The organism is Chryseobacterium gallinarum, assembly GCF_001021975.1.
In the GTDB taxonomy this organism is placed as follows: domain Bacteria; phylum Bacteroidota; class Bacteroidia; order Flavobacteriales; family Weeksellaceae; genus Chryseobacterium; species Chryseobacterium gallinarum.
Map to the genome: position 1 here is coordinate 702916 of NZ_CP009928.1, position 25765 is coordinate 728680.

The window sequence follows — 25765 nt, forward strand, 5'->3', positions numbered from 1 at the left end:
CAAAATTACAAAATAGAATTCATTACATTTGTCTGGTATATTGATATGTTTTCATACCAACCAATATTCCGAATATTCTTATGCCACATATTTTATTAGTAGAAGACGACGACAGGCTTTCCAGACTTATTACCAAAGGACTTCAGGAATCCGGATTTGAAGTAAGCATGGCCTATGACGGAATAGCAGCCCTAAAGCTTGCCTTGCAGAAAGATTTCGATCTGATAATAACGGATATTATCCTTCCTCAAAAAAACGGTCTTGAATTTTGCAGTGAAATAAAAGCTTTAAAACCGGATCTTCCGATGATCATGCTTACGGCTCTTGGAACTACGGATGATAAACTGGAAGGGTTTGATGCCGGAGCTGACGATTATATGACCAAGCCTTTTGAAATGCGGGAACTGACCGCCAGAATCAAGGTTCTCCTGAAACGTTTTTCGCAGCAAAGGCAGCAAAAAGTCTCCGTACTCACCTATGAAGGTATTGAGATGAACCTGGAGCAGAAACTGGTGAGCAGGAATCAGGTTCCGATACAATTAACTCCGAAGGAGTTTAACCTCCTTAAATTTATGCTTGAAAATTCCGAAAGGGTGTTACCACGAAGTGAAATTGCCGAAAAGGTATGGGAAACTCATTTTGATACGGGAACCAACTTTATTGATGTATACATTAATTATCTCCGGAAAAAAATTGACAGGGATTTTGAAGATAAACTGATTCACACCAAGCCGGGAATGGGATTTATTTTAAAGAAAAATTACGAACAGGTATAATACAAAGATGAAAATAAGAACCAGGCTTACGCTGCTTTTTACCCTGATCACTGCAATGCTTTTAAGTATTTACAGTGTATCCATCTATTATTCATCAAAAGAAGCCCGGGAAAAGTCTTTTTACAGCGAGCTGCAAAATGAAGCTATAGCCAAAGCAGATCTTTTTTTTCAAAGCTCACTGCCTGAGCAGGAAATGCATAAATTGTACAAAAATAACAACAGAACCCTGAATGAGGTACAGGTGGCAATCTATGATTCCAACAACCGGCTTGTTTACCATGATGATGCCAAAGTAGATTATGTAAAAGAGGACCAGGAAATGCTTTCCGAAATATTTCAGAAAAAGAAAATTACCTTTTTTTCAGGAAAACTGCAGGTAATCGGGATAGTGTATCATCATTCCGGAAAATCTTATGCAGTAACAGCTGCCTCGTATGACCAATATGGCTATGAATACCTTACCCATCTTCTTACCATCAGCGTCTTGGCTTTCATCAGTATTTTGGTTCTCATTTACCTTGCCGGAATATTCCTCTCCAAGAAAACTCTAAGCCCGTTGAGCGAAATGGTGGGCCAGATTAAAAAAATTACAGCCGGAAGGTTACAATGGAGATTAAAAACAACAAAAGAAAACGATGAGCTCAATGAACTGGCTCAGAGTTTCAATGGCATGCTGGAACGCCTGGAAAATTCTTTTGATGCTCAGAAATATTTCGTTTCTAATATTTCCCATGAACTGCGGACTCCTTTATCAGCCATTATTACAGAGCTGGAACTGGCTTCTGAAAAAAAGCAAACCCACGAAGAATATCAGCAAACCATACAGCGTGTGTTGGAAGATGCCCGGAATATGGCAAAATTATCCAATAGCCTCATGGATCTGGCCAAGGCAAGCTATGATCCCAATGAAATCAGCTTCTCTGAAATACGCCTTGATGAAATCCTTTTGGAGTCTTATGCCAAAATTATCAAAGAAAATACCGGATATAAAGTTTCATTGAATATTGAAGATACTGTAGAGGAACGCCAGCTCACCATACAAGGAAATGAATACCTGCTTCAGGTAGCTTTTAATAATCTTATAGATAACGCATGCAAATATTCCCCCGAACATACCTGCTCAATTGACGTTAAAATACTTTCGGGAAAACTGCACATCAGGTTCAGCAACAGGGGAATCATCATTTCGCAGGAAGATCTGGAACATATTTTTGAACCTTTTTACAGAAGCGAAAATTCAAAAAAAGAAAAAGGATACGGAATCGGGCTTTTTCTCACAGAAAAAATCATTCATCTTCATCACGCCGTTATCACAGTGGCATCGGATGATAAAGCCACGGTTTTTACAGTGGAGTTTAGTATATAGCTTTATTTTCCAATTGCAAAATTGAAGCTATATACAGGCCGTAAAAAAGAACTATGTTTTTTGAAAATCCGGAAGTTTTTGATCAATGACTGACCCTTTTACCGAAAACAGTAGTTCCTATGCTGGCTGCAATTACACAAATAATGGAAATCCATTGTAAGAAACTTAAATCTTCTGCCAGGAATACCAATCCTGAAAGGGCTGCAAAGGCAGGTTCTAAGCTCATCAGAATACTGAATGTCTTTGCAGGTAACCTTTTCAATGCCAAAATTTCCAATGAAAACGGCAATGCACTGGATAAAATGGCCACTCCCAGTCCTTTCATAAAGATCGCAGGGGTAAGATTGAATACCGCTCCATCCCATATGGTAAAGGGTATTATCAACAAACTTGCAAATAACATTCCTGTTGTGACAGCATCTTTCCCGTCCATAATTTTGGAAACTTTCCCGCCCATCACAATATAAACCGCCCAAAACATTCCCGCGAGGAAAGCCAGTCCAAGACCTGTTAAATCTACATTATTACTCTGCCATGGAACAATCAGCAATATTCCGGCACAAGCCAGTAATGCCCAGATGACATCCAGCAATTTACGGGACAGGGCAAGCGCCAGAAATAAAGGGCCCGCAAATTCCACTGTAACAGCCAGTCCCAATGGAATCCGCTGAATGGCCATATAAAAAATAAGATTCATAGCAGCCAGACCCATTCCATACAGTGCACAATATTTCCATTTTTGCGCGGTAAACTGCAAAAATTTCGGACGATTAATTAAAGTAAGCAAAATAGCCGAAAGTACAATCCTTAAAGTAACGGTTCCAATAGGTCCTATAAGGGGAAAGAGCTGTTTAGCTATAGAAGCACCTCCCTGTACGCAGATAATTGCTAAAAGCGTTGCGGGTATCGCTATATTTGAATTTTTCATTTCTAAAATTTAACATTCATAAACCAACCTTTGGGAAGAAATTTCCCGATGTAAGTGAACTTTATTCTATAAATTACAGTCACGACTTACCATTATAATAGTTTGCTCCAAATGTATTGAAATTTTGCCTTTTATAATGGATACAGAGATCACCTTATTCTTTAGTCTGCAAGGAGATCTCATTTTATAACATTAATCGTATTAAATGATACTATCAAAAAATCACAATATCATTTTTCTAATACTTTTCTAATACTATTCTAAAGCTTTTCTAACGGTAAAAAAAAGACGCTCTCATTACTTTTGCACAGTAAAAAATAAAGCACATGGACACAGATCCTTACAGTAATTATCAATCTTAATGCTTTAGTTGTACCGACTTTTCCAGTACAGCTTAAAGCTTTCAAAGGAAAAGTTATGAATACATTTGAATTTACACTTCGCTTATTAACTGCATTCTGTTTAGGTGCCGGAATAGGTTTCGAGAGACAGTGGCGTAAAAAAAATGCAGGTTTACGTACCAATACCCTGGTTTGTATAGGTTCCGCAGCATTTGTACTGGTTGCCCTTAAGATTGGCGGTGATGCTGCCGGAAGAATCACCTCTTATATCGTCAGTGGAATAGGTTTCCTCGGCGGCGGTGTGATCATGAAAGATGGCCTTACGGTACGCGGATTAAATACGGCTGCTACTTTATGGTGTTCTGCTTCAATAGGAGCATTATGTGCCCTGGGCTACCCCAAAGAAGCTGTCATCACCGTTTTCTTTATTGTTTCCACAAATATATTTTTAAGGCCTTCTTTATCCTCTCAAAAAAAGGCACGGACTAAAAAGCTGGTCATCGCAAAGAAAAAAAGCAAAACAAAAAATCAGCAACAGCACTCAACTTTATTAAGATCATGAAAAAAATATTCTTAAGCATTATCATTCTTTTTACAGCTTCCTGTAAGGATGAAGTATCCCGGAAAAATAACACACAGGAAATTATCCTTAAACACGGACATGTTATTGTACCGGAAAGCAACCCTGTTTTCAAAAAGATTAAAACGGCAGTCGTTACCAGCCAAGAGCATAGTGATGGTATCCTGTCTGCAGGGACCATTCAGGCTATTCCCAATCATTATGCTGAAATCGCCAGTCCTTTTTCAGGAAGAATTACAAAATCGTTTATTCAGCTGGGACAGAATGTTTCCGCAGGCAGCCCTCTTTTTGAAATTCTTTCTTCAGACTATTTCTCAGTCCAGAAAGATTATACGGATGCTTTAAACGAGGTACAGCTTGCAGAAAAAAATTACAAAAGACAACAGGATCTTGTAAGACATGGTGTGGGTATTCAGAAAGAGCTGGATGAGGCGGAAACTGATTTTAAAAATAAGAAGACCGCTCTTTCCAATGCGTCTGCAGCCTTGAAAGTCTACAACAGTAAAGGTGGCGGTTTAGGAAAACCTCTTATTGTAAGAGCTCCCATTAACGGTGAAATTATTTCCAATACAATCGTAAACGGGCAATACCTGAAAAGTGATGCCGACCCTGTTATTATTATTGCTGAACTTTCCAGGGTATGGATTTCCGGAGATGTAAAGGAAAAAGATATCCGTTTCGTGAATACCGGCGACCATGTTTCTGTAAAAGTAAGCGCCTATCCTGATACAAATATTACCGGAAAAGTATATCATATTAACGAAATGGTAGATGAAAATACCCGGAGTATCAAGGTTCTTATTGAATGTGATAACCCCGGCAGAAAGCTAAAACCAGGAATGTATGCTACCGTTAATTTCTCAACAGCTCCTGAAAAAACAATTATGATCCCTGTAACAGCCTTAATGCAAAGCGACGGCTCACAGTATGTATGGGTAAAAACAGGGAAAAACCAATTTACCAAACGTATGGTAGCCACCGGAGAAACGGATCAGAAAACGACAAGGATTATCTCAGGCTTAAAGACCGGGGAAATCATAATAACTGAAGGAGGGATCTACCTACCGGATGCGAGATAGGCTTTTTGTAGCAAAAATCAAAAATTATGAAGCAATTACTTACACTCTCTATACAGAAGAGATGGCTGATGCTGGCCCTCTTCCTTCTACTGGGCTTTTTCGGGTATTACTCATGGACCAGATTATCCGTTGAAGCCTATCCCGATATTGCAGACGTTACCTCACAGGTTGTCACACAGGTACCCGGACTTGCTGCTGAAGAGGTAGAGCAACAAATCACCATTCCACTGGAACGTTCCCTAAACGGCCTTCCGGGTATGCATGTCATGCGAAGTAAAAGTACATTCGGGCTTTCCATTATTACTATGGTTTTTGATGACGGTGTCGACGATTACTGGGCCAGGCAACGTATTCAGGAAAGGTTGTCAGATGTTACCCTGCCTTATGATGCACAGCCCGGACTTGATCCCCTTACCTCTCCCATCGGCGAAGTCTACCGCTATATCATTGAAAGTAATAATTATAGCCTCCGGGAACTGACAGATTTACAGAAGTTTGTCATTATTCCGCGTATCAAACAGGTCTCAGGAATTGCAGATGTTACCAATTTCGGAGGAATTACCACCCAGTTCCAGGTAGAATTAGATCCTCATAAACTTGAACAATACGGTTTGGCCCTGTCTGAAGTTACGGAAACTATTTCCAGAAATAATGTAAGTGCCGGGGGAAGCATGCTACCCCATGGAAATTTAGCATATGTTATCCGCGGAATAGGCCTTGTGAAGGATTTAAATGATCTTGGAAAGATTGTTGTAAAAACCGAAAATGGAGTTCCGGTTTTCCTGAATGATATAGGAACATTAAAGTATGGGAACCTGGAAAGAAAAGGAATTTTGGGATATACCGACAGGGAACGTAATTACTCTGAAAGTATTGAAGGCATCGTACTTTTATTAAGAGGGCAAAATCCGTCACAGGTTCTTGAAGGAATTCACCAGGCGGTAGATGAATTAAACAATGAAATTCTTCCGGCCGGTGTAAAGATCCATCCTTTCCTGGACAGAACCGACCTTGTAAAGACCACTCTCAGCACGGTCTCCCATACCCTGACTGAAGGCATTGTACTGGTCATTATTGTGCTGATTGTCTTCCTTGGAAGCTGGAGAGGAGCATTATTGGTGGCCATCACAATCCCCCTTTCTTTATTGTTTGCATTTATCTTGATGTATTTTACCGATATTCCGGCCAACCTTCTTTCCCTTGGAGCTATAGACTTTGGGATTATCGTAGACGGAGCTATTGTGATGCTGGAAACCATCTTAAAAAAGAGGGAAGAAAACCCGGAAGAAATACTGGAAGAAAAAAGTATTACCCAAAGAGTGATTGAAGTAGCCAAACCGATCTTCTTTTCCACGATTATTATTATGACTGCTTATTTGCCGTTGTTTGCCTTTGAAAGGGTAGAGAAAAAACTTTTTACCCCAATGGCTTTTACAGTAGGCTATGCTTTATTAGGAGCTCTTGCCGTGGCATTACTGCTCATTCCCGGATTGGCTTATGTGATTTATCGGAAACCCAGAAAGCTATACCACAACAAATGGCTGGAAAAAACAGGGAATGCTTATGGAAAGAGAATCGAAAAAATACTCCAGGCTCCTAAGAAAGTAATGTTACCCATAGGTATTGTGTTGCTATCTGCAGGAGTTCTGTCCTACACGGTAGGAAAAGACTTTCTTCCGGAACTGGATGAAGGCTCCATATGGCTACAGGTACAGTTACCTCCCGGCATTTCTTTAGCCCAATCAAAGGAAATGAGTGACACTCTGCGTGCCAGGACATTGAAACATAAAGAAATTACCTATATGATGATACAGGCCGGGCGGAATGATGACGGTACCGATCCGTGGACAGCCTCCCATTTCGAAGTTTCTATCGGGATAAAACCTTACAGCGAGTGGCCTTCCGGAAAAACAAAAGCGGATTTGATCAGAGAACTGGCTGAAGATTATAAAGAAATGCCCGGATTTACCGTGGGATTCTCTCAGCCGATGATTGACGGGGTTATGGACAAAATCTCCGGGGCACATAGTGAATTGGTAGTAAAAGTATATGGAGAAGATTTCAAAGAAACCCGGAGAATTGCAGAAAATGTATTATCCATATTGAACAAAATTCCCGGATCAGCCGATCTTGCCATTGACCAGGAGCCTCCTTTGCCTCAGTTGCAGATTATTGCAGACAGGGATAAAATTGCCCAATACGGCCTGAATGTAGCGGATGTGGCAGACCTCATCGAGGTAGCATTGGGTGGAAAAGCCATTTCCCAGATTTTTATCGGAAATAAGGTTTATGATATTTCCTGCCGATATACTGAAAATAGCCGCAACACTCCTGATAAAATCGGGAACCTGATGCTGACTTCAGCTTCCGGAGCTAAAATTCCATTATCACAAGTAGCCGAAGTAAAATTAAGCACCGGGGAAAGTACCATCACAAGAGAAATGAATAAGCGTCACCTTACTGTAAAGCTCAACCTAAGAGGCACGGATCTTTCCTCTTTTCTGAAAAAAGCTCAGGATACAATTGAAAAATATATTCAGTATGACCACGAAAAATACCACATCAAATGGGGAGGTCAATTCGAAAACCAGAGCAGGGCATACTCCAGGCTGGCATTTATCGTTCCATTGGCATTAGCTGTTATGTTTCTGTTATTGTATGGGGCATTTGGTGATTTCAGGCAGGCATTGGTACTGATCTCTATTGTCCCGTTGGCCTTATTTGGAGGTATGCTGGCACTCAATATACGGGGCATGTCTCTGAATGTATCTTCAGCTGTAGGCTTTATTGCGTTATTTGGAGTTGCCATTCAGAACGGGGTGATTATGATTTCTCACATCAATGATCTGCGCAAAAAAGGATATGCTCTCAGACCTGCCGTAACCCAGGGGGCAAAAGATCGTTTCCGGCCCGTATTGATGACCGCAACGGTTGCTGTCATCGGATTGTTTCCGGCATCGCTGGCAACAGGTATCGGTTCTGATGTACAACGGCCGCTGGCAACGGTAATTGTTTATGGACTGATGTTCTCTACTGTTTTAACATTATTCATTTTGCCTGCTATTTATTTTATGGCTGAGCGTCGCAATGAAAATCAAAACCTGGTATCCAATGAAGATTAGTATTTATTTTATCATCATATCTGTTGCAATATTAAGCATGGCAGGTACAGTAAAGGCACAGGAGAAAGAAGTTCTACGTTTTGAAGAATACCTGAGTCTCGTCAGAAAGCAAAATCTTGGATATGCTTCTCAAAAGTACAATGTAAGCATCGCAGAAGCTTCAGTTCAGTCTGCAGGTATGTTTCCTGATCCTCAATGGGAACTGGAAACTACCAATAACGGGGTAAATAAAAATATGGGACACGTTTACGGAACTTCCATCGGATGGACTCTTGAGTTGGGAGGAAAAAGAAAAGCCAGAATCAACCTGGCTGAAACCCAATGGGAGCTGAGTAAAATACAGTTACAGGATTTTTTCAGAAACCTCCGGGCTGATGCCAGTTTAGCATATGTGGAAGTATTAAAGGCAAAAGCGTTACTTGAGGTACAACAGGATTCATATCAAAATATTGTGCGGCTCGCAAAATCAGACAGCATACGGTATCGTCTGGGAACAATTTCATTGATTACTTCAAAACAAAGTAAATTAGAAGCAGCTTCCCTTCTTAATGAAGTATACCAAGCCGAAAGTGCCGGGCAACAGGCTCTCACCTATCTGTCGGTTTTTCTTAGTGATGAGAAAATAGCAGACAGGGATGTTTCCGGAGATTTTAACGCTTTTAACAGGGATTTTAACCTTGATGATTTAATTCTTCATGCATTGAACGAAAGGGCAGATGTATTGGCAGCCAAACAAAATATACAAGTCACCAAAAGCCAGATTAATCTTGAAAGGGCCAACCGCGTCATAGATCTTGGAATCAGTGCGGGAGCCGAGCACCACACTGAAGCTACCAATGAAATAGCGCCTTCTCCTACCGTAAATGCTGTAAAATTAGGCATTAGTATCCCGTTGAAATTTTCCAACCGGAGAAATGCAGGTCTGAAAATAGCAGAAATGGTCCATTCCCGTGCCGAAGTTGAATATCAGCAGATCGAACAGGGGATACGGGCCGAAGTGATGCAGGCTTATCAGCAATATAGAGCTACCCAAAAGCAGGTAAAACAATTCCACAACGGAATGCTGACGGAAGCAGAAAACATTCTGGAAGGCATTACGTATAGCTATAAAAGAGGGGAAAGCTCCATCCTCGAAGTCCTGAATGCACAGAGAACTTATAACGGAATAAGAAAAGATTACTATCAGGCCCTTGCCGATAATGCAGCAGCTTTAATTGAGCTTGAGCGTAAAGCGGGAATCTGGGATATTGAGCTGTAAACAGCGGAAAGAAAGGAAGCTGGAAGAGAAAAGTTTTAAAGCAGGAAATAACTAAGGAGCCAATTAATAACCTTTTAAAATTATAATATTTTCCTTTTAAGACATGAGAAATGAACAATTACTCCTGTCTTTTCCTTCCAGCTTCCCTTTTAGTCTCCCTCATTCAAAACGAATCCCTGAAATTTATACGATTTCAGGGATTTTTTTATTTCTTATACTGGGATTCATAAACACCGATCCAGTCCTGGACAGTCATTTTTTTACTCAGTTCGGCAATTAGCTCAAAAGGTATATCTTCCACTTTTTTGAAACGGACGCAGGATTTGCCCATATCCAGCTTTTTCCTGGAATATTTAGGGTATTCTGAGACAAACCAGTCTAACAGTTCCGGTGTGGAATAAAGCCCCATATGATACAACGCTATAAAATTCTTTTGAGAAGCCAGGTTAATAAACGGTAACGGTGATCCCGGCGTACAATGATAACCGGCCGGGTAAGTTTTCAGGGGAACACCCCAGCCTACCATACCATACCCTGTGTTTTCTTCGAAACCCTCGGGTAAATTATTACTGATCGTATCAAAAAGTTTTCTGAAAGATTCCTGTCTTTCTTCAGGAATCCTGGAAATATAATCTTCTATAGAAACCGCCTGAATCTGCATATTTTATTTTTTTCTAAAATACAATTATTTCACAATATTATTTACTTGTCAAAACGCATTGTTTTAAAAACACCATTTTTTGTTTAACCTTACCTTATAATTTCTGTTGAGGTGATATTAACAACAATTCATTTTGTTAAAAATTTTATTTTTCATAAAAAAGGCAGCTACATACAATATAGCTACCTCCTGGAATTATTAATCAAATACAATTATTTCTTTATCGCTTTTCCTGTAGACTGGGATCCGTCTTTGAAATACACTGTCACCAAGTATAGGCCGGTATTCAGATCTCCTAAATAAAGTTCTTTTTCCGGGTAATCTATCGCCTTTACTACTCTTCCCGCTACATCCGTAATGGTTACGGATTTCATATCTTTTGTATTCCCGATATGCAGAACATCTTTAAACGGATTAGGATATAAATCGGCTCCTTTTTTCTTTGCATTTACTTCTGAAGTTGCCAGTGATGCAGCCACTTCGAATATAAAATCAATAGCCTCTCCTCTCGTCATCGCTGCACAAGGGTTTGAAGGCACTGAAGAATTATAATCAGCCAAAACCCTCATTCTGTAATTTCCGGCAGGTGTTCCGGCCGGCGGGGTAATAGATCCGGAAATAGTTGTTGTATAGTTGGAAGTAACAAACATTCTTTCCGAAGCTTCAAAAGTTAAATTATTATTCCAGTCTATCCAAACCCCGAATCCGCATGTAGGACCTCCTGCTGTTAAAGATATTGAAGTACTGGTTCCTGCGGTATTGGTAATTTTATTGCTGGATGTAGTTAAATTCTGATATCCTCCTGCCGCACCGGAAGCAGATGTATAAGCCATATCCGTAATTGCTCCTGTAGAGGTGAAGGCAGAAATCCAGGAATTCTGATTGGTAGATGTAGGGACACAATAACCTGTTCTGAATGTAGCTACAGCTTCACTCCAGATACTTTTGTCCGTAGCACTACATACAGATCTTACCCATACATAATAGTTTGAATCGGAAGCTAACGAATTTAATGGAGCAGAAGTTGTGGCAGAAGTTACTGAGTTCGTAGCATCTAAAACAGTCGTAGCAGTAGGCGCAGTGTTGTTGGTGCTGTAATATACTTCATATCCGTTTGCCGGAGCTGAAGTAGGTGCTGTCCAATCAATCGTTGCAGAGTTCATTGTAACATTCGAAGGTGTAACAGCAGTAGGTTCAATACAAGAAGGAATTTGCTGAACGGTAATATTATCAATATAAATAGAACGGGATGTACCTCCCATACCATTTTTAAATGCCAGTTGCAAATCAGTACCCACAGGAATATTAATAGTATATTGTGTATGAGTAGTTGTTAAAGTAACAGGGGAGCCAATCTGAGTAAAAGAAGCCGGATCAGCAGGGTTTGATAAAGTTCCCACTAACAGCGTATTTCCATTCGTTCCTCCTTTGGCATAAAATCTTACGCGTTTGGTACCATCTGAAAGGTTTACAGTAGGAGGTGAAACTAACATCTGACTCCCGGTAGTAGCTGTTGAATTATTGAGATAATAAGCATTAGGTGCCGAATAATTATTAGATGTCGTTACATAACCATACCCTGTAAATGATGGACTTTCCAGATAGCTCCAGCAACTTGGGGCATTACTATTCGTGGAAGAACCTGTACTGGTCGTATCAAAATTTTCCGTATAAGGTACAGAAAAAGTGGAACAGGCCGTTTTGAATGTACCGGCAAAAGACCAGGCACTTTGCCCCGTTGTTGAATTACAGTTCGTTCTTACCCAATAATAATAGGTTGTATTCGGCGTAAGACCATCTATAGTGGTATTTGTACCTGCTATTCCCGGATAGGTAGGTGTTACCGTACTTGCAGGCACGGTACCGGAAGTACTGTGATATACATCATAACTTACAGCACTGGCCGGAGCGGTCCATGAAACAAATGCAGAATTTGCTGTTATCCCTGAAACCGCCTGCAATACAGGAGGAGCGCAATCTGAATAGGCATCTGCTGAAAATGCAAAAATATTCGGTATACCAGAGCCGCCTGTTTTGGTTACCGTTATACTTTGTATTGGTTTCGCCTGGTTCGCAGCATCTATAGCTAACTCGGCCTGATATAATCTTGGATTTGTTCCTCCTTCAGGGGATGGAACGTCATCACCACTGGCAGGAGTTGCACCCGGTTTCTTAATCCTTCCTATTCCCTGGATGGCAAAGTTAGGACCGTTATACCAGTCCGCAAGGCTGATGTTTGAAAATGTTTGTGATGTGCCATCCGTAAAATTCACTGCTACACTGACTGTAGAAGTACCGCTTCCGCTAACAGCAAGCATATACAATTTAATTGCTGCTTTTGCTGCTGTAAATGTTAAAGTTCCTGAATCATTTACTGCAGCTAGTCTCAAGGAATTATTGGCACTTAGACTTCCTAACTGAAAACTCAATCCGGGCGTTGCTGTTACCACAGAATTAATAACTCCATCAACAGGAATACCATAGGTAATAGCTGGACTTGTGGATGTCAGCTGAAAATCTTTAGCAACAAAAGCGTAAGAAACTCCATCTACGTCATTATTGGTAGAAACTACTGAAGAACCTACCCCGTTGGCAATCACATCAGCCGTATATCCTGAAGCAACAGGCATTGTTTGATAATTCTGGGCCATCAAAACAGAAGCCGGAAAAAGAGTAATGACAGGCAAAACTCTGGAAAATAAATTTATTATCATATTATTTACATTTGTGTTGGAAATTAAGAAAAATATCAATATAAAAACAATAATATTAATAAATATTTAATTAATAATTAAAAATAAACTAACATCAGTATTCCGAATATTAAATATTTTAGTGTATTAAAGCAATATTACAAGCAACACAGGCTTCTTCTTGTTTCTTAATTTCCTTATTGAGAAATTAAATCTTATTTTTGTCATACAAATTTTTTGAACAATGCCGAACATTTCAAACAGAGCACTGCACATGCCGCCATCGCCGGTAAGAAAACTGGTTCCTTTTGCATTACAAGCAAAACAGAAAGGAATAAAAGTATATCATCTTAATATCGGGCAGCCTGATATTGAAACTCCGGAAACAGCTTTAAATGCTTTAAAAAACATCGATTTAAAAGTATTGGAATATGCACTTTCTGAGGGTAATCTGGAATACAGGAAAGCCCTTACAGAGTATTACCAGTCATTAGGTTTTGCAGATATAACACCGGATCATTTCATTGTAACCAATGGAGGTTCTGAAGCACTTAACTTTGCCATCTCCACTTTATGTGATGAGGGTGATGAAGTCATCATCCCTGAGCCGTACTATGCAAACTATAACGGTTTTACCAGTACTTTTGATGTAAATGTAGTAGCAGTATCATCTACCATTGATACAGGCTTTGCACTACCTCCTATTGAAGAATTCGAGAAAAAAATAACAGAAAAGACAAGGGCAATTATCATTTGCAATCCGGGCAATCCTACAGGATACCTTTACACCCGTGAAGAGCTTCAAAAGCTTGCCGAAATTGCCTTAAAATATGATATCGTCATCATCTCTGACGAAGTATACAGGGAATATGTCTATGATGGAAAACAACAGGTGTCTATCCTTGACTTTCCCGAGCTAAGCGAAAACTGCATCGTTATTGATTCAGAATCGAAGCGTTACTCCATGTGTGGAGTAAGAATCGGGTGTATGGTGACCCGTTCCAAAAAAATCCGTAATGCCGCTATGCTTTTTGCCCAGGCAAGATTAAGCCCGGTTCTTTTAGGTCAGATTGCCGCTACTGCAGCACACCAGAACGATGGTGCCTATATCAGGGCTGTTAGGGAAGAATACACCCACAGAAGAAATATTTTAGTTGATCTTCTGAATGCTATTCCGGGGGTAATCTGCCCTAAACCGAGAGGAGCTTTCTATTGTGTAGCAGAACTTCCGGTGGATGATACTGAAAAATTCGCACAATGGCTGCTGGAAAAATATTCCCTTAATAACGAAACCATCATGGTGGCTCCGGCCGGAGGATTCTATAGTGATCCCGAACTGGGTAAAAAACAGGTAAGAATTGCGTACGTCCTGAAAGAAGAAGATCTGAAGAGAAGTGCTGAAATCCTTAAAGATGCCCTAAAAAAATACAGAGAAGAATTTAGCCTGTAATACAGATGATGCCGACAACAAAAAAATTATATCTGAAAATTCTGTTTTCGATCCTTTTGCTGTCGGCATTTTTCTCTTGTGATAAAAAAGAAACAGTACCGGTTACCGGCAACAGGACTTCAAACGAAATAACTTTTATCAGTATGTCCCATATCGGTGGTACATTAGGCGAATATACCATTGTTAAAGTTACAAAAGATTCTGTTTTCGCAGAAAAAGGGGCTACAGCCAATAAAACACATAAAGAATGGGCTTCGTCCATCAATATTGATACCTGGAAACGGCTTATCTCTCCGATCAATGTGAATGATCTTGACGATATCAAAAGCTCTCCAAGCCAACAACCGGTAGACGGAATTGATGAAACTTTTCAGATACGTACTCCGGCAAAGTCTCATATCTACGTCAATTCTTTTGCAGATACCGTACATTACAGACAACTTCAACAGTTTAAAGAACAGTTAGTCCTGATTCTTCCTAAAGAATACCAATAAAACATGCAAGAAAATTTTTCCTTAAAACCTTATAATACATTCGGTGTTGATGCTAAAGCACAATATTTTACTGAGGTAAACAACATTGAAGAATTAAAAGAGGCCATTACTTTCTCAAAATCTCATTCTCTTCAGCTTCTTTTTTTAGGAGGAGGAAGCAACATCCTGCTTACAAAAGATTTTAATGGTCTTGCCATTAAACTTGATTTAAAAGGAATTTCTGAACAAAACATCAATGAAAACGAAATCCTTGTCACCGCAAAGGCAGGAGAAAACTGGCACGAATTTGTAAGCTACTGCCTTCAGAAAAACTATGGCGGACTCGAGAACCTTTCCTTAATTCCCGGCAACGTAGGCACCTCTCCCATGCAAAACATCGGCGCTTACGGCACTGAAATCAAAGATACTTTTGTCAGTTGCCAGGTGCTGGATTTAGACAATATGATGATTACAACATTCAACCTTGAGGAATGCAGGTTTGGATATAGAGACTCCATCTTCAAACAGGAAGGAAAAGGCAGATATGTTATTCTGGAAGTTACTTTTAAACTTACCCTGAAAGATCATCATATAAAAACAGAATATGGAGCTATTCAATCTGAACTGGAGAAATCAGGAATTACCAATCCTACCATCCAGGATGTTTCCAAAGCTGTGATCAGCATCAGGCAAAGTAAACTACCCGACCCTAAAGTCATCGGAAATGCCGGAAGTTTTTTCAAAAACCCCACTATTCCTTTAACTCAATTTGAAAGTTTGCAACAAAAATTTGAAAACATTCAGGGATATCCTAACGGAGATAAGGTAAAAGTCCCTGCCGGATGGCTGATTGAACAATGCGGCTGGAAAGGAAAACAGATCGGAAATGTAGCCTCGCATCAACTACAATCCCTGGTGATCATCAATGCTACAGGAAACGCCACAGGGAAAGAAATTTTCGATTTTTCTACAGAAATCATCAATTCCGTAAAAGAAAAATTTGGAATAGAACTGGAACGGGAAGTCAATATAATATAACATACAGGCTGATTCAATTTGAATTCAGCCTTTTTTATTCTTAAGTTGACCGGTAAGACGTTAGATTTATTTATTCTAAAATTATTGTCTCGATGATTTCACAGATAACGAGATGGGATACTTATGGAAACCTGCGGGACACTTTATTTTTAATCGCTATTAATATACCGATGAACTCACTTGTACACTTGTGGTTTTTCTGAAAGTCATCACATTGAGAAAGGTATTCGGACAAAATACTCTTAAGACCTGTAACAACAAATCATTCATTTTAATCCATATCCTGTCCCTATAAATTCTTATTTTAGCTAAAAAATAAAAGCACATTATGAAAATAGCGATTCTTGGAGCCGGAAATATGGGACTTTCTTTTTCAAAATCATTTTTGAAATACGAGCTTATCAAACCTGAAAATCTTCATCTGATCATCAGAAATCAAGCGAAAACAGCCAAAATAGCAGAAGAGTTCCCGAAATCAAAAATCTCCACTTTTGAAATGGTAAAGGAACTTGATGCAGACCTGATCATCATTGCTGTAAAGCCTCAGGATTTTCAGACAGTGGCTCAAAACTTATCATTTACCTTAAAAGAAAGCCAAATGGTTCTATCCATCATGGCAGGAATCAATATTGAGAAAATTCAAAAATCACTGAATCATCCGCTTGTTGTAAGAGCAATGCCAAACTCTCCTACCCTTCTGGGAATGGGAATCACCGGATACACTGCTGCAGACGGGATCTCTTTCAGCCAACTTATTAATATTGAACGATTACTGAACAGTACCGGCAGATCTGTTTATCTGGAAAAAGAAGAACTCCTGGATGGTGTTACCGCTCTTTCGGGCAGTGGCCCTGCTTACTTCTATTACATTATTGATGCCATGATCAAAGCAGGAATCGAAATGGGAATTGAAGAAAACCTGTCTAAACTGTTTGTAAAGCAAACCATGCTGGGAGCTTATCATCTCATCAATAACTCGGAAAAAAACCTTGAGGAACTGATAAAAGATGTTGCATCCAAAGGCGGAACCACTGAAGCTGCTTTAAAAACATTTGAGGATAATCAATTTAAAGAAATTCTAAAACTGGGAATTCTGAATGCTGAAAAAAGGGCTAAAGAGCTCAACAGCTAAACCGTTTTTCAGTATACCTGCACAGGAGCCATCCCAAATAGACTCCAAAAGTATTTAAAATAATATCATCCACCTCAAATATCCCCATTCTTGTAAAGTATTGGAGCGCTTCTGCTATGACAATGGATGAGATAAAAGCAAAAAGTAAGCTTTTCAAATTTTTTAGTTCCGGAACAATCCAGCCAAGAAAACCGAAAGGAATAAACATAACAATATTTCCCAGTACAATCATGATGACATTTTTCCAGCTAATGGAATTCTGAATAAAGTCTATCGTTGAAAACACCGGTTCCACCCTGATCAGGTTATCTTCATACTGAAACCTGCCCATACCCAGAAACATCAGATAAAGCAAAAACAGGGTATAAGGAATAATAACAATTTTATATATTTTCTTTAACATGGAGTGCTAATATATTCATTTCAAAAACATTAAATTTGTATGTTAAAATAATTTAATGAAATACGTTCTGCTTACACTTATTTCAGCAATGCTGCTGTCGGTTTCATGGCCTACTTACGGAGTTCCGTTTTTTATATTTTTCGCTCTTGTTCCTCTGCTCATGATGGAACATGGGATTTCAAAATTCTCAGGTTACAAAAGAAAAAGCTGGGCTGTTTTCGGCCTTTCCTATCTCTGTTTTGTAATCTGGAATGTAGTCACCACAGGATGGCTGTATGGCTCAAAGAATCCTGACGGAAGTCATTCTTTAATGGCCGTTTTATTTCCCGTCCTGGTCAATTCGCTGTTATATGCATTGATGTTTCAATGTTATCATTGGTATAAAAACGCACAGGGAACCTATTGGGGATTAGGATTTCTTATCGCCATCTGGATGAGTTTTGAAAAATTTCACATGAGCTGGGAGCTTACCTGGCCATGGCTGAACTTAGGAAACGTATTCTCCGATTATCCGAAACTGATTCAATGGTATGATACCTTAGGAGCCACCGGGGGTAGTTTCTGGATTCTACTGACTAACGTTTTTATTTTTTATACTTTAAGAACATGGGAGGCAGGAAGAAAGAGAAAAGAACTCATTAAAAATTCATCTGTTATAGCAACTTTGATCGCTGTTCCTATGACCATTTCCATCGTTAAGTATAACAACTTTAATGAAAAGCCTTCCGGACAGGTAAATGTTCTATTGCTACAACCTGATCTTGATCCTTATGCTGAGAAATATTCCAAGGACAGCTTAACGATAGAGCAGGATCTTCTTTCGCTGGCAGAAAAAAATTCAACCACCAAAATAGATTACTATATTGCCCCTGAAACAGCTCTTCCGGGACGGGGCTCTATTTCTGAAACGGGTTTTGAAAAGAGTTTGTTGTTAAATAATCTCAAAGACTTTCTATCAAAACACCCGGGTTCGGTGTTTGCTACCGGAATTTCATCGCACCGTTTATATTTTGATCAGACCAGCTTACCTAAAGAAGCCTACCAGGTCAACAATGGCGTTTGGGTGAGTAGCTACAACACGGCAGTTCAACTTGCTCCTGATCAAAAAGTTCAGGTATATCACAAGGGCAAACTGGTTCCGGGTGTTGAAATATTTCCTTATATGAGCGTTCTGAAGCCTGTTTTGGGGGATGCTATGCTCAATCTTGGAGGAACAGTCGCCTCTTTAGGGATAGACAAAGAAAGAATGGCCTTCTCCAATCCTTACAACAAAGGGAAATTGGCCCCTATTATTTGCTACGAAAGCATTTATGGAGAATTTGTCACTGATTATGTTAAAAAAGGCGCCAATTTCTTAGGAATCATGACCAATGACTCCTGGTGGGGCGTTACCGAAGGCCATAAACAGCTTTTATCCTATGCCAAATTAAGAGCGATTGAAACACGGAGAGAAATTGCCCGTGCTGCCAATAGTGGTATCTCAGCGCATATCAATGCCAAAGGGGAAATAGAAGCAGATACTTTTTATGGTGATCAGACTGCTCTATTTGCAAAAATAAATTTATATGATACAATGACCTTTTATACAAGAGCAGGGGACCTTCTTTCAAGGTTTTCCATATTTGCCTTAGGGTTTTTACTGTTTTATTTCCTCATTGAAAAATTCAGGAACAGGACAAAGAAAATTTAGTTTGATTGGCAAGAAATTGATACGTCTCATCGAACAAAAATAAATCACCTGAAAAAAAGAGAAAAGCCAGCTGGACGTCTGGCTTTTCTCATTGATAGAAGATAGAGTAATTCAACTATTTAATCGTAAGTTTTTTAGTGGTTATTTCGTTTTTTATCTTCAGTTTTAGTAAATATATTCCTTTAGCCAGGTGAGAAACATCAATAGATTGGTCTGCATTCCATATAATATCCAGCTTCCTGCCATCCATTGAATACATTTCAGCCTCCAGCACCTTTTCACCTTTAATATACACTTTTTCAGAGGCAGGGTTGGGATATATTGCCAGCAGGCTTTCAACAGGTTTCATATCTTTCGTCCCGAGAGTTCCCTGTATAGATTCATCAGAATATACTTTTGAAGCATCAATTGATCTTACACTCCAGTATATATTCTGGACAGACGGATCCAAATCAAGAAACCATGACGGGGTTGTTACCACATATTGGGCAATATCTTTTGCTCCCGGTGCTGAACCTACCCTGATTTCGTATCGTAATGCATTAACCGGAGTTTTATCATCAGAAGCCCCACTCCATGTAAAATTAAATCGATTTCCGTTTCTGGTGAGATTCAGCTGAGCAGGAGGCATAGGTTTTAAGTTAACTTCTGCCGAAGTATTCTGAAACAATCTGGTGAGGGATGGCATCCCGGGATCTGCCCAGTCGAATCCACCCAGCAATACATCAAGATGATGATCATTATTAAAATCAAATAATTGCACAAGTCCCGGGCCACCCAGTGCATACACTCCTGTTACCGAACTTTCCGTAAATTCCTGGCCTACCCTATCATATATATAGGTCTTTACAAAGGCATTATAATTTTTATTTCCGGAAATGATAAAATCATAATATCCGTCATTATTCAAATCTCCTGTACTTATCGAAACATCAGACATATCATGCCCATCAAACACTTGTGTTGAGAATGTTCCCGTCCCGTCATTCATCAGAACAGCAAAATACCCATCGTCATTTTCGTCTTTTCCTACTATAACAAGATCCTGGAATCCATCGGCATTGAAATCTGCAACATCTATCTTTCCACTTGCCAGAGGCTTCAGGTCCTGTGTATGAGTCAATACTCCCGCCTGGTTGATGTAAACTTTAGAAACAGGTCCTCCGTTCACATCCGCTCCTATAATCACAAGATCCAGCAGGTGATCATTATTCAGGTCTACCACTTTAAAGCTTCCATTCTGGGTGCCTTCCATCCAATTACCGATCTGATCAAAATCCTGCCCGGTATTTTGGTACAGATCCAATGTATTTTTAAAGCCTGCTCCGTTGATATATTGAGCTCCGTTAATGGCATAGTCAGGTTTCCCATCGTGATTAAAATCAAAAACTTCCATAGAACCATACACCTTTCCCGGAAGCGTTTCTTCTTTTACAAAACCGGTTCCTGTATTTTTAAATCTGTAATGCTTGTAATTAACAATGTCCATATAGCTGAGGCCGGTAGAAATAATATCCGGAAGTCCGTCATTATTATAATCAATAAACCTGATGTCTCCCAGATGGGTGCCATAGCTTCCGAGATCCGCATATCCGGACCATGATGAGCCGTTATTCTGATACACCTCGTTATAGCTGGTGTCTACATTTCCGTCTCCATCAGAATCTATTGCCCCGTTAAATACAATATCCAATGTCCCGTTATTATCTATATCTGCAACATCTGCTGCAGAATAATAGAAGTTGTTCATGCCGGTCTGTATTTCAGTAAAGCTTTGCGCAGATAATCCAACGGGAAGCATGGATAAAAAAATATAAATTCTTTTCATATTATTTTTATTTAGATTAATTAAAAACAAAGATATAATTTAAAGTTATTTTCTCCGGAAAAAGCCTGCATGAAATATATCAGTCCTGCTGGGACGCTTTATTCCGGCAATTGGGTTATTTTAAAAATCAATAGTATCAATCAGTTACTTATTTATAAAAAAATTCCAAAAGATTTGTCTATCTAAAAAATTCTTCGTTATTTTGCACTCTCAAATATTATACAAATAAGAACATCGAGATATGTCAAGAATTTGCCAAATAACAGGAAAGCGTGCAATGGTTGGTAACAACGTTTCTCACGCTAATAACAAAACGAAGCGTCGTTTTGAAATTAACTTATTGGAGAAGAAGTTTTACCTTCCGGAGCAAGATAAGCACGTAACACTGAAAGTATCAGCTCATGGATTGAGAGTGATTAACAAGATTGGAATCGAAGAGGCTCTGGAAAGAGCTGTAAGAAACGGATTGATTAAAAAGTAATTGAATCATGGCAAAAAAAGGAAACAGAGTTCAAGTAATCCTTGAATGTACAGAACACAAAGAAAGCGGTATGCCAGGAATGTCCAGATACATTTCTACAAAAAATAAAAAGAACACTACAGAGAGATTAGAGCTTAAAAAGTACAATCCTGTTCTTAAGAAATATACTGTTCATAAAGAAATCAAGTAATTTATAAATATAATTTACCATGGCAAAGAAAGTAGTAGCAACCCTACAAAGCGGTCAGTCTAAAAAGATGACTAAAGTGGTGAAAATGGTGAAGTCTTCTAAATCAGGAGCTTACGTTTTCGAAGAAAAAGTAATGAATGCAGACGAAGTTGATGGTTATTTGAAAAAATAATCTCCACTTTATTTACAATATAAAAAACTACTCAACTTTTGGGTAGTTTTTTTGTTATCTTTGCTCACCAGATTATTAATCAGTAAAATATGAAAAATATTCTTGCTCTGTTGTGCACAGTAATTTTTCTATTTTCATTCGGTCAGAAAACAATGAACCCTATAGAATATAAAAATTCATCAGAAGTTTTCAATATCCAGGGATTATCACAGTCCGTAAGTATCGACTGCGGAAACTCCAGGATGATTTTATTATCCGGCCAGGTGCCTTTAAATGCAGAAGGTAATCTGGTAGGAAATACTGTAGAAGAGCAGTCTCATCAGATCTTCAGAAATATAGAGAACATTCTGAAAGAATATGGAGGAACCGGAAAAGATATTGTAAAGCTGGGAATTTTTATTAAAGATATTTCCCAGACTGCAGGCTTCAGAAAGGTAAGGGATTTATATGTAAATATTCAACACCCTCCTGTAAGCAGTCTTGTAGAAGTAAGTTCTCTTTGGAAGCCACAGCAGTGATTAAAAATAAATAAGAATAAACTAAAACTATGAGTTGGTTTAAAAATATTTTCAAAAAAGAAGAAAAAGAAACACTGGACAAAGGATTGGAAAAATCCAGCCAGGGATTCTTTGAAAAAATGACAAAAGCCGTAGTCGGTAAAAGCAAAGTAGATGACGAAGTGCTGGATGACCTTGAAGAAGTACTTATTGCTTCCGACGTGGGGGCCTCTACTACGATCAAAATCATAGAAAGAATTGAGGAGCGTGTTGCCCGCGACAAATACGTGGGAGTGAGCGAGCTGGATAAAATTCTTCGTGAGGAGATCTCCGGACTGTTACTTGAAAATCCTCATGCAGGAACCGGCAATATCGATACTTCTAAAAAGCCATATGTAATCATGGTAGTAGGAGTAAACGGGGTTGGGAAAACCACTACTATCGGGAAACTGGCACACCAATTCAAATCTGAAGGTAAAAAAGTCGTTTTAGGTGCTGCTGATACGTTCAGGGCTGCAGCCGTAGACCAGCTTACCATCTGGAGCGAAAGAGTGGATGTACCTATCGTAAAACAAGGAATGGGTTCCGATCCTGCTTCGGTTGCTTTTGATACGGTGCAAAGTGCTGTAGCTCAAAATGCAGATGTTGTTATTATTGATACAGCAGGAAGACTTCACAATAAAATCAACCTCATGAACGAGCTTTCTAAAATCAAAAGAGTTATGCAAAAGGTGATTCCTGATGCCCCTCATGAGATTTTATTAGTGCTGGATGGTTCTACAGGACAGAATGCATTTGAACAGGCCAAGCAATTTACTGCGGCTACTGAAGTGAATGCCCTGGCTGTAACAAAACTGGATGGAACAGCTAAAGGCGGAGTCGTGATTGGAATCTCTGACCAGTTCCAGATTCCGGTAAAATATATCGGTGTAGGCGAGAAAATGCAGGATCTGCAACTTTTTAATGGTACGGAATTTGTAGACTCATTCTTCAAGAAAAGATGATTTATATCATGTTTTCCCTTATATTAGTAAACAAATCAATTTAAATATTAACAATTAAAAAATTTGCAACTATGGGAATATTAACATGGATCTTATTCGGTCTTATTGCAGGTGCAATCGCTAAAATGATCATGCCCGGAACTCAGGGAGGCGGATGGCTTATCACTATCATCCTGGGAATTCTGGGAGCGTTTATAGGAGGAGCTATAGGAGTCTACATTTTACATTGGGGAGATGTCACCTCATTCTGGAATCCAAGAAGCTGGATTCTCTCTATCGGAGGAGCTTTAATTATCCTCTGGATTTACGGAATGGCCACGAAGAAAAGCTAAATATTAAAAAAATAAAATCCCGGATCTGAAATTCAGATCCGGGATTTTTGTGTACAATATAATTTAGTTAGTCGATTTTAATCTGGTAAGGCATGGACATCTTGATTTCAGACTGAAGCTTCTTGTCTGTAATCTGCTCCAGGATCTCATAGTTGGCCTTCCCTATTTTATTTTTAATGATTCTCGCAGAAACATCATCCTCATTCAGGTCTTTGAATATCTGCTCAAAAGGAGACATTTTTTTAGGGAATGAATCTACATTATAAGATTTCAGGCCTGCCTTCTGTGCGGCAAACTTTATGGCATCATTCAGAGTACCCAGTTCATCTACCAGACCGATCTGCTTTGCACGGGTACCACTCCATACTCTTCCGCCTCCTACATTATCAATCTGCTCAAAAGTCTGCTTTCTGTTTTGCGTTACAAAATGTACAAACCTTTTATATGTTCCTTCTACTCCTCTTGTGATCATATTCACGCCATAAGGTGTCACCCCGTTTAGCCCGGAATAGTACATAGAGTTAGCGTTGGTTGCTACAATATCTGAACGGATCCCGTTTTTATTGGCAATATCTTTAAAGTAAGGAATTACTCCAAAAACTCCGATAGACCCTGTAAGTGTATTAGGCTCTGAATAAATTTTATCAGCGGCCATGGCTACATAATATCCCCCCGAAGCAGCATAGTCTCCGAAGGAAACCACCAACGGCTTTTTCTTTTTTAATTGCTGAAGTTCAAATAAAATTTCATCTGAAGCATTGGCACTTCCTCCCGGGGAATTGATTCTGAAGACGACGGCCTTTACTTTATCATCATCCTGAAGCTTTTTAATGTATTTTATATATTGTTCAGAATAGATATCATTATAGCCATCCCCATTGTTGATAGACCCCGAAGCATATAAAACCGCCACTTTCTCCCCCGACTTCTCATCATCGGCATAAGAGCTGATATAATTGGCCAGTGAAATTTTATTTAATTTTTCTTTTTCTTTCAGACTTAATTTAGACTTGATCAGGTTGTCATATTCTGTCTTTTGAATAAGCTTATCCGCAAGCTTATATTTCAATCCAAGCTCAGGAATCATTCCATATAAGCTATCCACTACTGTTCTGAACTGTGCAGTATCAATTTTTCTTGAAGCAGCTATTTTATTAGAAGTGCTTTTCCAGAGATCGTTCAGAAGAGTACTTAGCTGTTCCTTATTTTCAGGAGAAATATCATTCCTTAAAAAAGGTTCCACCGCTGATTTAAATTTACCGTGACGGATCACTTCAATACCGATTCCATATTTATCTGCAAAGTCTTTAAAAAATGTAACTTCTGTAGAAAGACCTTTTAGTTCAATACCTCCCGCAGGATTAAGATAATATTGATCCGCTACGGATCCCAGATAATAAGATGATTGAGAAACCCCGTTCCCATAAGCATATACAAATTTGCCACTCTTTTTAAAATCTTCTATGGCATTCCTGAGATCATCAATTTGTGTAAGCCCTGCATTTAAATCATCCGCTTCAATACTGATCCCCTTAATATGATCATCCGTTTTTGCTTTATTAATAGCTTCCAACGCATCATAAAGAAGAACACTTTTGTTCTGTGCATTAAGACCAAATAACCCTACTTCCTCTTCAGTAGGACTATCTATAATATTTGTTTTAAGATTAATCGTAAGGACAGAATTCTTTTTCACCACCACCGATTTATCATTGCCCATAGCACTGAACACAAGCATCATAATGAAAAAGATGAAAAATACAGCGCAAAGTATGATTATTGCTACTATATTTGCCAAAACATTTTTAAAGAAACTTCTCATAAATCAATCAATTTTCCAATATGTCGCAGCAAAAGGTAGTTTTGTTACTAGGAAGTAACCTTGGGGATCAAAAAAAAAATTTAGAGCTTGCATTAGACAAAATAAGTGCGGCAGGAAATGAAATTTCACAAATCAGCGAATTTTTAATATCTGATCCTGTAGAATTTGTCAGTTCCAATATTTTTTGTAATATTGCAGCAATAATATTCACGCATCTTTCACCAATTCAACTGCTTGATTGTATAAAGAATATTGAAGCTGAAATGGGAAGAGTTAATGATTCAAAAGTATCTGGTGGCTATTGCGACAGAATAATAGATATTGATATCATTAAATATAATGAATTAAATTTTAAATCAGAAAGATTAGAAATCCCTCATAAAAAGCATCTTTTTGAAAGGGAGTTTTCCAGAATATTATTAAAGGATTTTATTTAAAACATAAAACAT

Annotated in this window: 24 protein-coding genes; 18 read left to right on the forward strand and 6 right to left on the reverse strand. The window is 38.9% G+C overall.

Features of this window, described 5'->3' with window-relative positions:
- Nucleotides 1-80: 80 nt before the first annotated feature.
- Together OK18_RS03260 and OK18_RS03265 are read left to right on the forward strand one after the other, a co-directional pair.
- Entirely contained in the window at nt 81-776 is a 696-nt protein-coding gene (locus tag OK18_RS03260; protein WP_053327066.1) for a response regulator transcription factor, read from the forward strand.
- Nucleotides 777-783: 7 nt separating this feature from the next.
- Nucleotides 784-2142, forward strand: coding sequence for an ATP-binding protein (locus OK18_RS03265; RefSeq protein ID WP_053327067.1), 1359 nt, complete (start codon nt 784-786; stop codon nt 2140-2142).
- 82 nt (nt 2143-2224) lie between these two features.
- Here OK18_RS03265 and OK18_RS03270 read toward each other — a convergent pair whose 3' ends face one another.
- Nucleotides 2225-3070, reverse strand: coding sequence for an EamA family transporter (locus tag OK18_RS03270; RefSeq protein WP_050019859.1), 846 nt, complete (start codon nt 3068-3070; stop codon nt 2225-2227).
- 417 nt (nt 3071-3487) lie between these two features.
- Here OK18_RS03270 and OK18_RS03275 point away from each other — a divergent pair, with 417 nt between their 5' ends.
- Genes OK18_RS03275 through OK18_RS03290 form a run of 4 tightly spaced genes read left to right on the forward strand, consistent with a single transcriptional unit; the run spans nt 3488 to nt 9450 of the window.
- A complete protein-coding gene (locus OK18_RS03275; protein ID WP_082129123.1) occupies nt 3488-3973 on the forward strand; it encodes an MgtC/SapB family protein in 486 nt (161 codons plus the stop codon).
- The gene (locus OK18_RS03280; RefSeq protein ID WP_053327068.1) at nt 3970-5070 is read left to right on the forward strand and encodes an efflux RND transporter periplasmic adaptor subunit; all 1101 of its coding nucleotides are present in this window, start codon (nt 3970-3972) and stop codon (nt 5068-5070) included. The genes OK18_RS03275 and OK18_RS03280 overlap by 4 nt, the downstream gene beginning before the upstream one ends.
- 26 nt (nt 5071-5096) lie before the next feature.
- A complete protein-coding gene (locus OK18_RS03285) occupies nt 5097-8192 on the forward strand; it encodes an efflux RND transporter permease subunit (protein ID WP_174441946.1) in 3096 nt (1031 codons plus the stop codon).
- Complete coding sequence (locus OK18_RS03290; RefSeq protein WP_082129253.1) at nt 8182-9450, forward strand: TolC family protein; 1269 nt, start codon at nt 8182-8184, stop codon at nt 9448-9450. The genes OK18_RS03285 and OK18_RS03290 overlap by 11 nt, the downstream gene beginning before the upstream one ends.
- A gap of 205 nt (nt 9451-9655) precedes the next feature.
- Here the strand turns inward: OK18_RS03290 and OK18_RS03295 are convergent, their stop codons facing one another.
- Nucleotides 9656-10111: a DUF1801 domain-containing protein gene (locus tag OK18_RS03295; RefSeq protein ID WP_053327071.1), complete on the reverse strand. Its 456-nt coding sequence runs from the start codon at nt 10109-10111 to the stop codon at nt 9656-9658.
- A gap of 212 nt (nt 10112-10323) precedes the next feature.
- Entirely contained in the window at nt 10324-12825 is a 2502-nt protein-coding gene (locus tag OK18_RS03300) for a fibronectin type III domain-containing protein (RefSeq protein WP_053327072.1), read from the reverse strand.
- 223 nt (nt 12826-13048) lie between these two features.
- On the opposite strand from OK18_RS03300, the gene OK18_RS03305 reads away from it, so the two are divergent.
- The 4 genes from OK18_RS03305 (at nt 13049) to proC (ending at nt 16897) form a co-directional block, all read left to right on the forward strand.
- Entirely contained in the window at nt 13049-14254 is a 1206-nt protein-coding gene (locus tag OK18_RS03305) for a pyridoxal phosphate-dependent aminotransferase (protein WP_050019853.1), read from the forward strand.
- A 5-nt stretch (nt 14255-14259) separates the two neighbouring features.
- Nucleotides 14260-14748, forward strand: coding sequence for a hypothetical protein (locus tag OK18_RS03310; RefSeq protein WP_228377684.1), 489 nt, complete (start codon nt 14260-14262; stop codon nt 14746-14748).
- A 3-nt stretch (nt 14749-14751) separates the two neighbouring features.
- A complete protein-coding gene (gene murB, locus OK18_RS03315; RefSeq protein WP_053327073.1) occupies nt 14752-15765 on the forward strand; it encodes a UDP-N-acetylmuramate dehydrogenase in 1014 nt (337 codons plus the stop codon).
- A gap of 328 nt (nt 15766-16093) precedes the next feature.
- Nucleotides 16094-16897 carry a pyrroline-5-carboxylate reductase gene (proC, locus tag OK18_RS03320; RefSeq protein WP_053327074.1) on the forward strand — a complete coding sequence of 268 codons (804 nt, stop codon included), beginning with the start codon at nt 16094-16096 and terminating at the stop codon, nt 16895-16897.
- Here the strand turns inward: proC and OK18_RS03325 are convergent.
- Nucleotides 16887-17300, reverse strand: coding sequence for a VanZ family protein (locus OK18_RS03325; protein ID WP_053327075.1), 414 nt, complete (start codon nt 17298-17300; stop codon nt 16887-16889). The two genes, proC and OK18_RS03325, sit on opposite strands and share 11 nt — an antisense overlap.
- 55 nt (nt 17301-17355) lie before the next feature.
- On the opposite strand from OK18_RS03325, the gene lnt reads away from it, so the two are divergent.
- Nucleotides 17356-18990 (forward strand): apolipoprotein N-acyltransferase, encoded by a 1635-nt coding sequence (lnt, locus tag OK18_RS03330; protein ID WP_053327076.1) that lies wholly within the window; start codon nt 17356-17358, stop codon nt 18988-18990.
- Nucleotides 18991-19105: 115 nt separating this feature from the next.
- On the opposite strand, the gene OK18_RS03335 is transcribed toward lnt, so the two are convergent.
- A complete protein-coding gene (locus OK18_RS03335; RefSeq protein WP_053327077.1) occupies nt 19106-20818 on the reverse strand; it encodes a T9SS type A sorting domain-containing protein in 1713 nt (570 codons plus the stop codon).
- Nucleotides 20819-21059: 241 nt separating this feature from the next.
- Between OK18_RS03335 and rpmB the strand changes: the two genes are divergently transcribed.
- The 6 genes from rpmB (at nt 21060) to OK18_RS03360 (ending at nt 23494) form a co-directional block, all read left to right on the forward strand.
- Nucleotides 21060-21299 (forward strand): 50S ribosomal protein L28, encoded by a 240-nt coding sequence (gene rpmB / locus OK18_RS03340; RefSeq protein WP_007841810.1) that lies wholly within the window; start codon nt 21060-21062, stop codon nt 21297-21299.
- Between the two features lie 7 nt (nt 21300-21306).
- Nucleotides 21307-21489 carry a 50S ribosomal protein L33 gene (gene rpmG, locus OK18_RS03345; RefSeq protein ID WP_053327078.1) on the forward strand — a complete coding sequence of 61 codons (183 nt, stop codon included), beginning with the start codon at nt 21307-21309 and terminating at the stop codon, nt 21487-21489.
- A 19-nt stretch (nt 21490-21508) separates the two neighbouring features.
- Nucleotides 21509-21661: a DUF4295 domain-containing protein gene (locus tag OK18_RS20830; RefSeq protein WP_002976755.1), complete on the forward strand. Its 153-nt coding sequence runs from the start codon at nt 21509-21511 to the stop codon at nt 21659-21661.
- 89 nt (nt 21662-21750) lie between these two features.
- Nucleotides 21751-22179, forward strand: a complete 429-nt coding sequence (locus OK18_RS03350) for a RidA family protein (protein ID WP_053327079.1) — start codon at nt 21751-21753, stop codon at nt 22177-22179.
- Between the two features lie 29 nt (nt 22180-22208).
- The gene (gene ftsY / locus OK18_RS03355; RefSeq protein WP_053327080.1) at nt 22209-23162 is read left to right on the forward strand and encodes a signal recognition particle-docking protein FtsY; all 954 of its coding nucleotides are present in this window, start codon (nt 22209-22211) and stop codon (nt 23160-23162) included.
- 71 nt (nt 23163-23233) lie between these two features.
- The gene (locus tag OK18_RS03360; protein ID WP_050019846.1) at nt 23234-23494 is read left to right on the forward strand and encodes a GlsB/YeaQ/YmgE family stress response membrane protein; all 261 of its coding nucleotides are present in this window, start codon (nt 23234-23236) and stop codon (nt 23492-23494) included.
- A gap of 67 nt (nt 23495-23561) precedes the next feature.
- Here OK18_RS03360 and sppA read toward each other — a convergent pair whose 3' ends face one another.
- Nucleotides 23562-25316 carry a signal peptide peptidase SppA gene (sppA, locus tag OK18_RS03365; protein ID WP_053327081.1) on the reverse strand — a complete coding sequence of 585 codons (1755 nt, stop codon included), beginning with the start codon at nt 25314-25316 and terminating at the stop codon, nt 23562-23564.
- Between the two features lie 20 nt (nt 25317-25336).
- Between sppA and folK the strand changes: the two genes are divergently transcribed.
- Nucleotides 25337-25753 carry a 2-amino-4-hydroxy-6-hydroxymethyldihydropteridine diphosphokinase gene (folK, locus tag OK18_RS03370; protein ID WP_053327082.1) on the forward strand — a complete coding sequence of 139 codons (417 nt, stop codon included), beginning with the start codon at nt 25337-25339 and terminating at the stop codon, nt 25751-25753.
- Nucleotides 25754-25765: the final 12 nt, after the last annotated feature.

Bases quoted from the DNA above. Each gene is read 5' to 3' on its own strand.
- OK18_RS03260 (WP_053327066.1), top strand. From the start codon at position 81: ATGCCACATATTTTATTAGTAGAAGACGACGACAGGCTTTCCAGACTT.
- OK18_RS03265 (WP_053327067.1), top strand. From the start codon at position 784: ATGAAAATAAGAACCAGGCTTACGCTGCTTTTTACCCTGATCACTGCA.
- OK18_RS03270 (WP_050019859.1), bottom strand. From the start codon at position 3,070: ATGAAAAATTCAAATATAGCGATACCCGCAACGCTTTTAGCAATTATC.
- OK18_RS03275 (WP_082129123.1), top strand. From the start codon at position 3,488: ATGAATACATTTGAATTTACACTTCGCTTATTAACTGCATTCTGTTTA.
- OK18_RS03280 (WP_053327068.1), top strand. From the start codon at position 3,970: ATGAAAAAAATATTCTTAAGCATTATCATTCTTTTTACAGCTTCCTGT.
- OK18_RS03285 (WP_174441946.1), top strand. From the start codon at position 5,097: ATGAAGCAATTACTTACACTCTCTATACAGAAGAGATGGCTGATGCTG.
- OK18_RS03290 (WP_082129253.1), top strand. From the start codon at position 8,182: ATGAAGATTAGTATTTATTTTATCATCATATCTGTTGCAATATTAAGC.
- OK18_RS03295 (WP_053327071.1), bottom strand. From the start codon at position 10,111: ATGCAGATTCAGGCGGTTTCTATAGAAGATTATATTTCCAGGATTCCT.
- OK18_RS03300 (WP_053327072.1), bottom strand. From the start codon at position 12,825: ATGATAATAAATTTATTTTCCAGAGTTTTGCCTGTCATTACTCTTTTT.
- OK18_RS03305 (WP_050019853.1), top strand. From the start codon at position 13,049: ATGCCGAACATTTCAAACAGAGCACTGCACATGCCGCCATCGCCGGTA.
- OK18_RS03310 (WP_228377684.1), top strand. From the start codon at position 14,260: ATGATGCCGACAACAAAAAAATTATATCTGAAAATTCTGTTTTCGATC.
- murB (WP_053327073.1), top strand. From the start codon at position 14,752: ATGCAAGAAAATTTTTCCTTAAAACCTTATAATACATTCGGTGTTGAT.
- proC (WP_053327074.1), top strand. From the start codon at position 16,094: ATGAAAATAGCGATTCTTGGAGCCGGAAATATGGGACTTTCTTTTTCA.
- OK18_RS03325 (WP_053327075.1), bottom strand. From the start codon at position 17,300: ATGTTAAAGAAAATATATAAAATTGTTATTATTCCTTATACCCTGTTT.
- lnt (WP_053327076.1), top strand. From the start codon at position 17,356: ATGAAATACGTTCTGCTTACACTTATTTCAGCAATGCTGCTGTCGGTT.
- OK18_RS03335 (WP_053327077.1), bottom strand. From the start codon at position 20,818: ATGAAAAGAATTTATATTTTTTTATCCATGCTTCCCGTTGGATTATCT.
- rpmB (WP_007841810.1), top strand. From the start codon at position 21,060: ATGTCAAGAATTTGCCAAATAACAGGAAAGCGTGCAATGGTTGGTAAC.
- rpmG (WP_053327078.1), top strand. From the start codon at position 21,307: ATGGCAAAAAAAGGAAACAGAGTTCAAGTAATCCTTGAATGTACAGAA.
- OK18_RS20830 (WP_002976755.1), top strand. From the start codon at position 21,509: ATGGCAAAGAAAGTAGTAGCAACCCTACAAAGCGGTCAGTCTAAAAAG.
- OK18_RS03350 (WP_053327079.1), top strand. From the start codon at position 21,751: ATGAAAAATATTCTTGCTCTGTTGTGCACAGTAATTTTTCTATTTTCA.
- ftsY (WP_053327080.1), top strand. From the start codon at position 22,209: ATGAGTTGGTTTAAAAATATTTTCAAAAAAGAAGAAAAAGAAACACTG.
- OK18_RS03360 (WP_050019846.1), top strand. From the start codon at position 23,234: ATGGGAATATTAACATGGATCTTATTCGGTCTTATTGCAGGTGCAATC.
- sppA (WP_053327081.1), bottom strand. From the start codon at position 25,316: ATGAGAAGTTTCTTTAAAAATGTTTTGGCAAATATAGTAGCAATAATC.
- folK (WP_053327082.1), top strand. From the start codon at position 25,337: ATGTCGCAGCAAAAGGTAGTTTTGTTACTAGGAAGTAACCTTGGGGAT.